10 protein-coding genes and 2 pseudogenes are annotated in these 13,469 nt (G+C 54.6%); 10 read left to right on the top strand and 2 right to left on the bottom strand.

The features are described from left to right. The first annotated feature begins 26 nt into the window (after nucleotides 1-26). Genes Q1B21_RS21705 through Q1B21_RS21675 form a run of 7 tightly spaced genes read left to right on the top strand, consistent with a single transcriptional unit; the run spans nucleotide 27 to nucleotide 7,586 of the window. Nucleotides 27-749 (top strand): CDP-alcohol phosphatidyltransferase family protein, encoded by a 723-nt coding sequence (locus Q1B21_RS21705; RefSeq protein ID WP_299893084.1) that lies wholly within the window; start codon nucleotides 27-29, stop codon nucleotides 747-749. Further along, entirely contained in the window at nucleotides 746-2,359 is a 1,614-nt protein-coding gene (locus Q1B21_RS21700) for a sulfatase-like hydrolase/transferase (protein ID WP_299893082.1), read from the top strand. The genes Q1B21_RS21705 and Q1B21_RS21700 overlap by 4 nt, the downstream gene beginning before the upstream one ends. Then, entirely contained in the window at nucleotides 2,356-3,261 is a 906-nt protein-coding gene (locus Q1B21_RS21695) for a lysylphosphatidylglycerol synthase transmembrane domain-containing protein (RefSeq protein ID WP_299893080.1), read from the top strand. Before Q1B21_RS21700 ends, Q1B21_RS21695 begins: the two co-directional genes overlap by 4 nt. Further along, nucleotides 3,258-4,247, top strand: coding sequence for an ABC transporter substrate-binding protein (locus Q1B21_RS21690; protein WP_298934758.1), 990 nt, complete (start codon nucleotides 3,258-3,260; stop codon nucleotides 4,245-4,247). Before Q1B21_RS21695 ends, Q1B21_RS21690 begins: the two co-directional genes overlap by 4 nt. 23 nt (nucleotides 4,248-4,270) lie before the next feature. Then, nucleotides 4,271-5,017, top strand: a complete 747-nt coding sequence (locus tag Q1B21_RS21685) for an ABC transporter ATP-binding protein (RefSeq protein ID WP_299893077.1) — start codon at nucleotides 4,271-4,273, stop codon at nucleotides 5,015-5,017. Further along, nucleotides 5,014-6,543 carry an ABC transporter permease gene (locus tag Q1B21_RS21680; RefSeq protein WP_299893075.1) on the top strand — a complete coding sequence of 510 codons (1,530 nt, stop codon included), beginning with the start codon at nucleotides 5,014-5,016 and terminating at the stop codon, nucleotides 6,541-6,543. The genes Q1B21_RS21685 and Q1B21_RS21680 overlap by 4 nt, the downstream gene beginning before the upstream one ends. Further along, nucleotides 6,543-7,586: a glycosyltransferase family 4 protein gene (locus Q1B21_RS21675; protein WP_299893073.1), complete on the top strand. Its 1,044-nt coding sequence runs from the start codon at nucleotides 6,543-6,545 to the stop codon at nucleotides 7,584-7,586. Before Q1B21_RS21680 ends, Q1B21_RS21675 begins: the two co-directional genes overlap by 1 nt. 497 nt (nucleotides 7,587-8,083) lie before the next feature. Here Q1B21_RS21675 and Q1B21_RS21670 read toward each other — a convergent pair whose 3' ends face one another. Both Q1B21_RS21670 and Q1B21_RS21665 read right to left on the bottom strand, forming a co-directional pair. After that, nucleotides 8,084-9,106: a methyltransferase domain-containing protein gene (locus tag Q1B21_RS21670; RefSeq protein WP_299893071.1), complete on the bottom strand. Its 1,023-nt coding sequence runs from the start codon at nucleotides 9,104-9,106 to the stop codon at nucleotides 8,084-8,086. Nucleotides 9,107-9,185: 79 nt separating this feature from the next. Next, nucleotides 9,186-9,353, bottom strand: a pseudogene (locus Q1B21_RS21665) (IS3 family transposase); the annotation flags it as partial. A 610-nt stretch (nucleotides 9,354-9,963) separates the two neighbouring features. On the opposite strand from Q1B21_RS21665, the gene Q1B21_RS21660 reads away from it, so the two are divergent. From Q1B21_RS21660 to tnpB, 3 genes and pseudogenes are all read left to right on the top strand, one after another. Next, nucleotides 9,964-12,201 carry a methyltransferase domain-containing protein gene (locus tag Q1B21_RS21660; protein ID WP_299893069.1) on the top strand — a complete coding sequence of 746 codons (2,238 nt, stop codon included), beginning with the start codon at nucleotides 9,964-9,966 and terminating at the stop codon, nucleotides 12,199-12,201. A 438-nt stretch (nucleotides 12,202-12,639) separates the two neighbouring features. Next, nucleotides 12,640-13,029, top strand: coding sequence for a transposase (locus tag Q1B21_RS21655; RefSeq protein ID WP_299893067.1), 390 nt, complete (start codon nucleotides 12,640-12,642; stop codon nucleotides 13,027-13,029). Beyond that, nucleotides 13,026-13,397, top strand: a pseudogene (gene tnpB / locus Q1B21_RS21650) (IS66 family insertion sequence element accessory protein TnpB). The gene Q1B21_RS21655 and the pseudogene tnpB overlap by 4 nt, the downstream one beginning before the upstream one ends. Nucleotides 13,398-13,469 lie beyond the last annotated feature (72 nt).

The raw sequence follows: 13,469 nt of genomic DNA, 5'->3' as shown, positions 1-13,469 counted from the left end.
AACAGACGAATTGGGTGAAGTAACACATGTTTCGCAGCACACCGCACCTTGTCGAGCAGACGCTTGAGCCCCGCACACCAATAATCGGGTTCTTGGGTGTTTCTGCTGTTCTGGGAGTTGTGCTGGCGCTGGTGTCGTTCTTTGTCTACGGCATGTTTGCAGTGCCGATTTTGATCTTCGCCGGCGCAGCGACGGTGGCGGGGCATGCTCTGAACAACAGATATCCGCACCCGGTTCTCGGCGCCTGCAACATCGTCACCCTGGCGCGCGTGGCCATGATAGCCTTTCTGACTGGGGCGCTTGTGTCGCCTGACGTGTCCGTCTGGGTGGTGTTTGCAGTGGCAAGTTTGGCTTTTGCGCTGGACGGCGTTGATGGGTGGCTGGCCCGACGAGCGGATCTGGTTTCGGATTTCGGTGGGCGGTTCGATATGGAAACGGATGCCGCTTTGGGGGCAGTGATTTCACTATGGCTCCTGATCAGCGGGACCATCGGCGCTGAAATCCTGATCTTGGGATTCATGCGCTACGCTTTTGTCGCGGCAGCCTTCGTGTGGCCGGCGTTGCAAGCGCCCTTGCCGCAAGCATTCCGACGCAAAGCAATCTGTGTGGTTCAGATCGCATCGCTGATCTTTTTGCTCTTCCCCCTGACGCCGCAGGTCGCTGCAATGCCGGTCGCTGCAATTGCAGCCCTGTTGCTAAGTTGGTCGTTTCTGGTCGACGTCCTTTGGCTTGTGAGGCGCGCTACATGAGGCGCGTTGTGGCACTGGCCGTTTCCGCAGCGGTGGTCTTTGCCGTTCTGGTATTGCCGAACCATCCGGGCGCCGTGGCGTGGAACACGCTGAACCGCTGGCCGCTGGAGCTGCCAGTGTTGCTTCTGGGTATGGTGGCCATTGGGCGGCGTACTGGTGTGACTTACGTCTGTGCGCTTTTGCTATTGCTAGCTATCGTGATCAAAGTTGCAGACTTCGGGATGTTCAGCGCCTTCAACCGCACGTTTAATCCCATCCTCGATACGTTTCTAATTGGCGCAGGTCTGTCTCTATTGCGCGAAAGCGTTGGGGGCGTGCTAACCGTATTAATGATCATCGGTACCGCAGGATTGCTGGTTCTTCTGTTTCTGGTGCTCGAGCGCAGCTTGCGCACTTGGTCTTCAATTGGGCCCGCTCGCTCGCTGCGCGTAACAGCGGCTTTTCTGGCGCTGTTGTGTGCCGGTTGGGCTGTGGCAGATACCGGGCATCATTTCGAATACTGGCGCTTTGACAAGAGCCCGCCGGGCACCGCATGGACCACGCGCTTAACACTCAAACGCGGAATCGAGGTGCAGCAAACCGCCGCGGAACTTGCCAGATTTACTGAAGAAGCAAACAAAGATACCTACGCGAATTCTGCCGGTCTCTTGAATGCGCTTGAAGGTCGGGACGTTATTTTGATCTGGATCGAAAGCTACGGGCGCGCCAGTTTTGACAATCCACTATATGCGCCGACCCATTTGGAAACACTGCGCGTGGCCGAGTTCGAGATCGCACGCTCTGGTATGGCGATGAAAAGCGGTTGGTTGACCTCACCCACCTCGGGCGGTCAGAGCTGGCTTGCACATGGTGCCTTGGCAAGCGGGCTATGGACGACGGACAGTGGGCGCTACACCGCGATGCTGGCCAGCGGTCACAAGTGGTTGTTCCACTTCGCTCAGGATGCAGGCTACCGCACGACGGCGATCATGCCCGCGATCACTATGGGATGGCCAGAAAGCCTTGCGATGGGCTTTGACACGGTCATCCCGGCAGCAGACATCCCCTATGAGGGCGCGCGCTTTCGCTGGGTCACGATGCCTGACCAGTTCACATTGGCCACTTACCCTGCACTTTTGCCCGCGGACCCGCACCCGGATTTCATACAAGTCGCCTTGATCTCCTCGCATGCCCCATGGACGCCAATCCCGGATGTGGTGCCGTGGGATAAGGTTGGCAATGGGACGATTTTTAACGAAATGGCGGCCCGCGGACCTGCGCCAAAGGATCTCTGGCGCGACCGGGACGCTGTGCGCGATGCTTATCGCAGGTCCGTGGACTACGCGTTGCGGGTTACCTTCGAGCATGTGGCGGACCTGGGCGATAACGCGCCGCTAGTAATCGTCGCCGGCGATCATCAGGCTGCAGGATTTGTGGCGGGAAGCGACAACAAGGATGTCGCCGTGCACATGATTGGCCCGCCGGACCTTCTGAGCCTGATTGATCATTGGGGATGGACCGATGGGCTTGCCCCTTCAGCAGAGGGTCCGGTGCGACGCATGGACAGTTTCCGCAATGACTTTCTGGATGCTTTCACGCATGCGCAACTTTCGAAGATGGCCGGCCAATGAATATGCGTGGGATCAAACTTGCGGTTTCAATTGGCTGCCTTGCCGTTTTGCTGTGGTGGACCAACGCCGCAGAGGTGCTGGCGCAGTTGCGCGGCGCGGACATGAAGTGGATTGCGCTGTCCCTGCTAGCTTTGACAGTCGCTACCTTTTCGATGGCCGACCGCTGGAAAACCACCGCCAGCGCATTTGACATACGCTTCAGTTACGCGTTCGCCTTGCGCGAATACTACCTCGCCCAGTTAATCAACAGCGCCTTGCCCGGTGGCGTCGCAGGTGATGTGACCCGAGCGGTCCGGGCCCGTGGCGCTGCGGATGTTATCCGCGCTGCGCAATCGGTGATGGCCGAACGGATGCTTGGCCAGGTCGCCATTCTCGGTCTCATGTACGCAGGTTTTACCATCACTCTGGCGATGCCTGCAGGCCCCGGCTGGACCCGTTTGAGTCTGCTTGTCTTGGTGGTCCTGACAGGGTGCGGTTCGACGGCTTGGTTGGTTTCAAGACACGATAGCGTGACAGGACGGTTCGTTCAAAAGGTCCTGAAGCTGATCCCCCAACCTGTCATTCTTCTCCATTGTGCAATCACCACACTGTGTCTGATCTTTGGCTTTTACGCTTGCGCACGGGCAATAGGCACCGTCATTCCGGCCGCGGCGTGGGCAACGCTGATCCCGCTGATCCTGTGCGCGATGCTGATCCCTCTGTCGGTTGGCGGCTGGGGTTGGAGAGAGGGCGCTGCCGCAGCCCTCTTTCCGATGATCGGTGCGCCCGCCAGCGCGGGTATCGCAACCGGGGTCACTTACGGTGTCGTGCTCTTCGTCGCAACGCTACCCGCCGCTGCCATTCTTGTGGCCCAGAGCTTTTCCGGAACCACCTTAACCAAGGAGAAACCAGATTTACCATGACACAACCTGCACATCTCACCCGCCGTTTCTTTCTGCAAACCAGTGCAGCAGGGGTGGCAACCGCAGCCGCAGGCGTGCCTGCATTCGCCGCCACGTCGGTTAACTTCCAGCTTTCATGGCTGCATTCCGTACAATTCGGTGGCAGCTACATCGCGGCGAAAAAGGGGTACTGGACTGAACAGGGACTCGATGTTTCGCTTAGTCAAGGCGGTCCCAACGCCCCGGTCGAGCCGCCGGTGGTCTCTGGCACAGCTTTGGTCGGGATTTCCGCCGCCGACTACACAGCCGCCGCTGTTTCCCAGGGCGCACCGTTCAAGATCATCGCCGTGGCCATGCAAAAGAACCCTTTCGCCATTGCATCGCTGGCGGCGAACCCGGTGAACACGCCGGCAGACCTTGTGGGCAAACGGATCGGCATGGCGGTCGCCAATACGCCGGTGCTGCAGGCGCTTTGCACTCTGAACAATGTCGACATCAACGATATCGAGATTGTGCCAACGCAATACGATCCCGCCCCACTGGTCAGCGGTCAGGTCGATTGCCTGCTGTGCTGGGAAACGGATTTACCGGTCGCGATGACCGTAAAGGGCGTCGATAATACGACAATGCTGATGGCGGATCATGGCTATGCCCTGCATTCCCAAACCTATATCGCGACCGAGGAGTCGATCGCCAACCAGCGTGCTGATCTCGTTGCACTGATCAAGGGCGAGGTGATGGGCTGGAATGACTACCTGAACGACACAGATGCCGCCGCTGCGCTGACGGTCGAGATGTTCCCCGATGCAGGTCTCGACCTACAAACCCAGAAGCTACAGGCCGCACGTCAAGTCCCGTTGATGTTCTCTGACCTGACCGCCGAAAACGGCTTTGGCTGGTTCACCGATGACACGGTGTCAAAGAACATTGAGACTTTGGCCCTGCTCGACCATGACGTGTCGGCGGGTTTATGGGACAGGTCGATCCTGGAAGAGGTGCATGGCTGATCCAGCGCAAGGATTGCCGCGGCATGGCCAGCGTAGACATTCACTGCGATAGCATCACCAAACGATTTGGCGGAACCGAAGTGGTTATACCATTTTCTGTAACGCTTGCCGCAGGGCAGACCACCGCGCTCGTGGGTCCTTCGGGGTGTGGAAAGTCAACTATATTGCGGATGATTGCTGGGCTCGACACGCCAGACAGCGGGACGGTAGCACTGGGTGCAGAGCCACCTAGGACGGTTGCTCGGAACGGAGCATTGGCCATGGCCTTTCAGGATCCGTCGCTGCTGCCCTGGCGCAGCGCGCGCGCAAACATTGCGCTTGGAGCCGAGTTGGCGCGCAAACCCGTGGGTGATGTTGATGCGCTGATTGACCTTGTGGGACTTGGCGGTTTTGCCGACCACCGCCCGGGTGAGCTATCAGGCGGTATGCGCCAACGCGTCGCGATCGCACGCAGCTTGATTTCAGAACCCGATGTGTTGTTGCTGGACGAACCCTTCGGTGCAGTCGATGCCATGACGCGTCGACGGTTAAACGAAGATCTGCCACCGCTTTGGCGATCCCGTGGGGCGACCGTTGTGCTTGTCACCCATTCAGTGCAGCAAGCCGTGCTTTTGTCCGACCGTGTTTTGGTCTTGTCACCGCGGCCCGCGCGCGTGGTTGCGGACATCCCGATTGCACTGACAGGCACGCGGGACAGTAAACTTGTCCAGACTGCAGAGTTCGCAGCCTTGTCGAAAGAGATCTTCGCCGTTCTAGAGGACAGCATATGACCGTATTGCGCTTGCTATTATGGCTCTGTGTTGTGTTGGTTTTATGGGAAGGTGCTTTGCGCTTGGTGCCGGGCAGCCTGCTGGTAAGCAGTCCTTTGGCAATTGCGGGATATGTATCAAACAATGCAGCGCTGCTTGCCCGCGCTGCGCTAGAAACGTCGGTCAACGCCGCACAGGGCTTTGTCTGGGGGAATCTCGCAGCGATAGGGTTGGGCACCATAATGATCGTCTTCCCCCGCAGCGCGCGAACGCTATCTGCCGTTTGCCTGCTTGTGTTTTGCGTGCCGTTGATTGCCAGTGGACCCATTTTGCGCGTGTTGTTTGGGCCCGGCACTGGGCCACAGATCGCGCTCGCCGCATTGGCAGTTTACTACACAACCCTACTCACACTACTCGTCGGCTTGCGCGCTGTGTCACAAACTTGGACTGATCTGATGCGCGTTTATGGCCGTGGTCCGATGTCGACCCTGATCCGCGCGCGGGCGCGCGCAAGTTTGCCATATCTCTTCGTGGGCCTACAAATCAGCGCACCTGCCGCCCTTTTGGGGGCCATGATCGGCGAGTTCACGGGGGCAGAACGAGGGTTGGGTGTACTGACCTTGCGCGCCATGCGGGGGTTGGACACAAATGCGACATGGGCGCTGGCGCTTATTGCTGCACTGATCGCCATGATCGCTTATGGGTCGATCGGCTGGCTTGGTCAGCGCGTCGTTGCGTACAGGCCCGTCATTCTGTTGTCGGCACCTGCCGTCTCTGTACGTCAGAGACCATGGAAGTACCTGCTCGAGATCGGGTTCACTACGGCTTTCGTGCTGATCCTTTGGCAAGTGTCGATGGATGCATTAGATCTCAACCGCTTTTTCGCGAAACGTCCCGGCGATGTGTGGGCCTTTCTGGCCGAGGCGCAAAATCGGAACACAGTTTTGTCGGCTCTCGCTGAAACCTTGTCTTTTGCCGTACCTGGATACCTTGCCGGCCTTGCCTTGGGCGCGGCGCTGGCTGCATTGGTGGTTTTGTCGCCGGCATTGAACCGCGCAACAATGCCGGTTGCCGTAGCGCTGCGTGCTGTGCCAATCATCACGACTGCACCGCTTCTGGTGCTTGCATTCGGGCGCGGTCTGGTGGGGACCATGGTCGTCGTCGCAGTAATGATCTTCTTCCCGACATTTGTCGCCTGCCAGCAGGGTCTTCGCCAAACGCCCGGTCAGGTCGTTGACCTTTTCAGAAGCTATGACGCCGGTCGCTGGCACTTGCTGCGCGCGGCACAAATACCAGCAATGCTACCCGCCTTCTTCGCCTCTGCCCGTATGGCCGTGCCAGCCGCTTTACTGGCGATCACAACAGTAGAATGGCTTGCGACAGGCAAAGGGATCGGTGTTTTGATGGCCACAACGGCGAGCACATCCAACTACAACATGCTGTGGTCCTGCGTTGTGATCCTCGCGGTTGTCGCAGTGGTGGTTTATGCCGCTGTCGCCGCAGTGGAGCATAGGGTGCTGCGCATATACGCGAATGAACAGGTGTGATGAATCAAGCCGTTTTTGCTATCCCGGGCGACAAGGATCGCCGCACCGGAGGCTTCATATATGAGGCCCGTGTGTTGCATGAATTAAACGAGATGGGCTGCAGCATAGCTCATTTGCGATTGCCGGACAGCTTTCCCGATCCTACCACCGCAGACATGGCGGCGGCTCTGGATGTCTTGTGCGCTGTGCCCTCGGATCAACCGATCATATTGGATGGTCTTGTTTTTGGGGCAATCGATCCCGACGGTCTTGCCGAAGTTCAAGCGCCAATCATTGCGATGATCCACCATCCTCTTGGCCTGGAAACCGGACTGCCCAAAGCGCGTTCCGCTTTTCTGCTGCAAAATGAAGCTGCCGCTTTGCGCCATGCCGATCACGTTGTGGTTCCGAGCTCTGAAACAGCGCGCATTTTATGCCATGATTTTGGTGCAGAAGCACACCGGATCACAATCGCACCGCCCGGTTTTGATAGGCCGGTTGTGAACCGTCAGCTCTCTGATCCACCGCTCGTTCTCTCCGTCGGGCTTTTGGCACCTCGTAAGGGTCACGATGTCTTACTAGACGCTTTAGGGCATCTCGAAGCCCTCCCTTGGCAGGCCGAAATCGTAGGCAAGACACATGATCGGGACTATGCCGCCGCCTTGTTCAAGCAGGCACGCGCGCTTAACATCGACTCGCGCGTAGCTTTCGCAGGCGAGCTTGATCAGAACGCCCTGACGGCCCGTTTCAATGCAGCATCGGTTTTTGTTTTGGCCACGCGCTACGAAGGCTACGGCATGGTGCTGAGCGAGGCGATGATGTACGGGTTACCAATCGTCTCTTGCCGTGTCGGTGCCGTGCCGACAACAGTTGGCAAGGCTGGGATTTTGGTTGCCCCCGACGATCCTGGCGGCTTGGCAGATGCTTTGCAACGGGTCATTCAGAACACACGTGAGGCACAGCGGCTCTCTCGCTTGTCGTTACAACGGTCATCTACGCTGCCCCAATGGCGAGGCACAGCTCAGGAGTTTTCGACGATAATAGCGCGGCTTAGATGCGCATGAGTATTCCGCCAAATGGCCGTGGAATACGACCCTCCACTTAGCAGCCCATATGATCCACAAGATATCATTGGCGTTGACGTTACAACGCGTCTTCGGGCTAAGCGTGACGTTACTAAACCGTGCAGTCTTTGTGAAAGTGCGCGTTGCAACCCTCGAGTATGGGCATAGTGTTGCAGTTTCCACGAACGACGGCTTTCAGGGACCCCGGCTGGGATCCGCGAATGTCGGCTGAGGGCCACGAGCAGAGAATGTGCAAGTGCATAAGGATAATGGAATGCAATACTCATTTCTGACCCAAAATGCGCGACAAATCAGATCACAATCCAAGATATTCATATTTTGAAATCAAAGGGTTGTGTCGCAAACATTGGAGCTCGATTGACTGGTGACCATGGTCGGTCAATCACCATCTAACCTGCCCAGCAGAAACGATAAAAATGCAACAAATCCCATTGAACTCATGAAGTGAATCTCGACCAAACTTCGTGCAACAAGGCCTAGGCTCGGCGTAAAAACCTTCTGAAATTCTTCCAAGGGTATCGAACCACATTCCTTAACTCAGAGGCAAGGCGGTCGCGTTCTGCCAAAACGGCTTCGCGCTCTGCCCAACTGGCGTCGAATGATCTATGGGGAAATCCCGCTGCACCCAGTGAGCGCGACACCTCCCTCAGTTGATCTTCTCGCCTTAAGCGAGAGACTTCGGTATCGTTCTGTACTAGTTCGTTGTCCTTTTCTGGCTTTCTTAAGTGAACAAAAAACTCAAGGCCGCGCACGTCACTTACTTCGACAACTTCAAGGTCAACGAGACCAATTCTGATTAGATCACTCACAAGCAACTCGAAGCTTGTATTGGTGAGCACCGAACAGTGAGCATCTTGATATTCATTTTGGTCTTGCTGTTTTGCGTGCTTGTAAACCTCGTAAGCAGAGACCACATCACCGGTCAATTCAAAATTATCTGGGTTGTCGGATGCAAAATCGCACCCAATTCGCTGATCTCCCTCCGCCGTGTAAGCGGAATGGTTTGAAAAAAAATCAAACACGACTTCCGGGCTCGGTTGTTCAATTTCGCCATGGTAGGCCAACAACCAGTCAGAGAGTTTTGTCGGAAAACGAAAATGATCAAAACATGCCCGATGGTCTGGGATCGCCATGCTGATGTAGCCACCCGGTCGAAGTACACGTGAGCAGCCAATCAAGAACTTAATGGGGTTCGGCAGGTGTTCAAAATTATGGGATGAAACAATGTACTGAAATTGGCCGTAATTTTCGTTGTTGCGAAGCATCGCGTCAATACCGCATGCGTCGCCAACAAAGTCGACTTCCTCGATATTTTCGACAAGATCCTTAACGTTGGGGTCTTCTTTACCCTTCTCGCGAAGCACCGCCGTGCTAAACACATCTAAGGTAAATGCGTTGCTATGCTTGGCTTTTGGAATCATCGGAGAAAAGTAGGGAGCTATTTCGATCCCGGGACATCTAAAATCTACAAATTTTAATACTTCTTCAACTCTGCCCATGCCTGTTGCTCGCTTGTGTTGTTCGACCAAGTTCAACTTGGTGCAAATTTGTTGCGAGTTTCAAGTCGAAAACGGCCGCTTTGACTTTGACTTCGTTTGCCGCCTTGATCACGATGAAGCCAACGCTGGTGATCAGATCATAGGCTTTCAACACACAAAAGACTGAAATGTCTGAGATAAAATACCTGTCCTTGTTCGAGAATGTCACCACCAGTTCTCGCGGTGACCGGACCGTCTCATTCAACGCCGGCTTGCCGACTTTGTGTCCGGGTCTTACCTTTGGCCTCCCCTTCGTTCACTCCTTAGTGACTACGATGAGAAACAAACTCTCTCTTACCAAATTACCCTATTTGGATCCATAAGCGTTGACCTCAGACATGGCTTCAGTCTGGGCCGTGTTTTTGCGATCATTTCCGGTGAGCGAATTTACAACTGAAAGCAGTCTACGTTCGGGGTGTGGCGACAATTTGACGCGCACCAGCGCCAGCCATCAACGCTACCAATACCCGATCCATGTCAAACACTGAGGAATCAGGGTGATCATCAAAAGGTCGCTTCGGCCCAGCCGACTAGGGCATTTCAACATGCGGAATCCGCCGCGGTAGCAAAATAGAAGAACGCGATCCCAAGCCGAGACTATGATGAGTGGAAAGTCGCTTGCCCAAACCTGCAGTCGTTGATCTTGTGTCAATAAACATGGTTGTGTGCAGACCGCTATCTATTGTATCAGCCGCCAAGAATTGCGTTTTGTTCACCTACCTAGGCACTACAAAGATTGACAAACGCGTTGTTAGTTAACAAGAAATTGCTTTTTTTTCAATCTCCGGCATTGAAGAAGACACCGTAGGAGACTTTCAATGGTTGAAATCAAATTCACGACTTTCCCCGGAGTTTCTGAGGTTCGGAGTTGCCCGGTTTGTGGCGCAAGAAATGGCGAAGATCTTCTGGAAGTATCCCAACCAGTCTACTATGATTCGACTTTGCATATGTACAAATGCAAATCCTGCGGCACAGCGTATTTCATCGACGAAGACCCGGTCATTGGCTATGATTCTGAAGGCTTCTCGCACGACTACTGGATGAATTACGTTCAGAACTGGGCCGGCATCAGTGCCATGCTCGAACCGCTTTTAGCAGTTGAGCGACCAAGAACAGGCGATTTGCTGGATGTTGGGTGCGGTTTCGGTTTTGTCCCTCATTTCTGGCAGTCAATCGGTTATGGCGACGCGTATGGTTTGGAAACCAGTATGTACGGTCATGTCGGCTCAGAAAAGCTGGGTATCAACATCATTCACAGCTACTATAACGAAGCGACCGAAATACAAGGACAGAAGTTCGACTACGTTTTCAGCAGCGAAGTCATAGAGCACGTGGAAGACCCTGAGGCGTTCGTGAACGAGATCAAGGTTGCTTTGAAAGATGACGGCATCCTTGTCTTGACGACCCCCAGCGCGACGGTCCTGACCGAAGACACGTCGTTCATTTCCTTGCTTGCGACACTGTCTCCTGGTTTTCACTACTTCATCGCGTCGGCAAATGGCCTCAAGGACCTGTTGAAAAAATGCGGATTCGAGCATGTTGAAGTGCGCGATTCTGGCCATCGTTTGTTTGCATGGGCCTCGCACGAACAGCTGCCCAGGATAGACGAAGGATTTGCTGATTGGCCCGTCTATCTGGAATATCTTGAAGGCCTCGCCAATAGTGGAGATCCTCACATATCGGGCGGCGCTCTTTACCGCGGCGTAAAAGACGCGTTCAACCTGGGTATGTTTGATAAGGTCGATGCACTCTATCCTCGTTTCCGGGATCTGGCGCTGAAGCAATACAATATCGATTTTGACAATATAGGCTTGTCCCAGAACCGCCTCAGAGAGCGCGACAAAGTGGATTACGAGCGGTTTCCGTCTTGGTTGGGATGTGGGTTGTTGTATGCCGGGCTTGTAAAGAAGCACAATGGAGCAGAGCCGGAAGTACTTGAACCCATTTTTGCAGCTGCCATTGAATCGATGGATACTGAAATTGGACTTGCAGAACAGTTTGCAGTTGAACCGGCGTATTTCATTGAACGTGCCAAGCACGAGCATAAACTCTTGCACGCTGCGCTGACGGCGGACGACACGCCCGAACCTGATCCGAAACATGCTTATATTCTGCGCCATCCTGGCGACCTGAAAGACGAAAAGGTCTGCGTGTTCGCAATCTACTCACCTTCAGGTTCGTTAACGGATGCAACTGCCCAATATATCAACCTTCTGAGTGAACAAGGCTTTAAGGTCATTGCCTGTATAGCGGTTAAAAACACAGAAGATGCTTTGACCGTCAGCAACCTGTCCAAAGCTGCAGGGATAGTAGTCCGCGAGAATGGCGGCATGGATTTCTCTGCTTGGTCGCGCGCGCTTAAATTGATACCTGAATGCTGGGATGCCGAGCGCCTCGTTGTCACCAACGACAGCGTGTTCGCTCTGCCTGGACCTTTCGAGGGGTTCATCAACCGCTTGCTTACTTCCACAGCAGACTATGTTGCCCTCACGGATTCCTATCAAATCCAGTATCATACTCAGAGCTATTTCTTTATGCTTCAGGGTGCGGGTTTGACCAACCCGGCGAGCCAGGAATTCTGGTCGCGATTGAAGATGTATGATCGCAAAACGGATGTGATCAAAAAATACGAAATGAAGATCCTAGATATTATGGGGGACTTTGGTTTGTCACATGAGATCCTGTTCCCACTTGCCGACCTATTCCCTGGCGAACAAGCGGATGAGCTGGAAAAGATCAATGTCAGCCACCATTATTGGGAGCATCTGATTAACTCCGGATTCCCCTTTGTGAAAATCGAACTCCTTCGTGATAATCCGATGAAACTGAGTCTCCTTCATTGGAAAAGCGTGCTGCGTAAGAGTGGTATGGATATCGATCTTGTGTTTGACCACATCGCGCAACGGCCGCGGAACAAGGGTGTCGAAAATGACACCCGTTCGCTCTCTCATCCTGACAGCCGGCCAGAGTGGCGCTCCATCCTTAGCGACATCAACAAAGTACGATTGAACTCATACAGACGTCGCAAATGGCGTCGAGAAAATCCAAAGAAGTAAAGTGCAGCCTTGCATACCGAGGCTCCGACCTAAATGTCATGTGTGCGATGTCCGTCTGACTGAAATTGTGGAGATAATAAAGGCGGATTTTCCGGGCGTCCTGCGGCTTGAACCGGTTGTGACGGAATGGACATTCCCTGATCTCTCATCTGTTAGGTTTTGGAGATGGAAACCATCAAGAGATTACCCTTGTTGGTTGAAGTGGTTGCGATGATATGACACCCAATCCGCAAAAGATGTCAGTTTCAGATTGAACCGCGTTTCAATGTGCGAGGGGTCGGCCAGGCTTGGCTGAATGCCGTCAATCACTCGCCATCGGTGAAGCTTTGAAGTCGTAGAGTGCGAGTTCATTGGTAACCGTCCGGTCTGACCGCTCTGATACGTGTTGATGTGGTCTGATAATGTTCATTGTTGATAGTGGACATCTTGAGGCAGTTTATGGCGGGAAAGAAGGGTCAGAAGAAGCGGTTCTGGTCGGATGATGAGAAGCGCTCGATTTGTGGACAGACGACAGTGCCGGGCGTCTCTGTTGCGCAGGTTGCGCGGCGGCATGCGATGAATGCCAATCTCATCCATAACTGGTTGAAGGATCCGCGGTTTGCACCGGAGCCGGCCATCGATGCGGTGGTGGATACCGACACAGGCTTTCTGCCAGTTGAGATTGCGGGCACAGTCGCTGTTCCCATTGTCGATGAAGAGCCCCAGCTGTCCGCCGCGATTTTGGCTGACCGAGTGGATATCACGTCGTCAGACGGCCGGCGGATTTTGGTAGAGGGGTCCACGGCATTGTCTGGTGTTCTGGCTCTGGTCGAAGGGCTGAAGGCGTGATCCCGGTTCCATCGAACAAGGGGGTCTGGTTGGCTGCGGGCGCCACGGACATGCGCAAACAGTTCAATAGTTTGTCGGCCTTGGCCGAGGGCATTCTGAAACAGGATCGATATTCGGAGCATCTGTTTGTGTTTCGTGGTCGCGGGGGCGATCTCATCAAGATCGTATGGTGGGATGGTCAGGGGGCTTGTATGTTTTCCAAGCGCCTGCAGAAGGGCAAATTCGTTTGGCCATCATCTGCAAGTGGTAAGGTCACGGTTAGCCCTGCGCGGTTGTAGATGCTGCTAGAGGGGATTGACTGGCGGGCACCACAGCGCACATGGCGACCTTTGACGGTCGGCAATTTATCAGCAAATACGGCATCATAGGATTCATATTGGCGCGGCGATCCGCTATCAATCGGCCATGTATGACGCACCTAACTTTCTGCCATCTGACCC

The organism is uncultured Ruegeria sp. (assembly GCF_947504215.1).
In the GTDB taxonomy this organism is placed as follows: domain Bacteria; phylum Pseudomonadota; class Alphaproteobacteria; order Rhodobacterales; family Rhodobacteraceae; genus Ruegeria.
The sequence above is the reverse complement of the archived record's forward strand: the minus strand, read 5'-3'. Positions and strand labels throughout refer to the sequence as shown.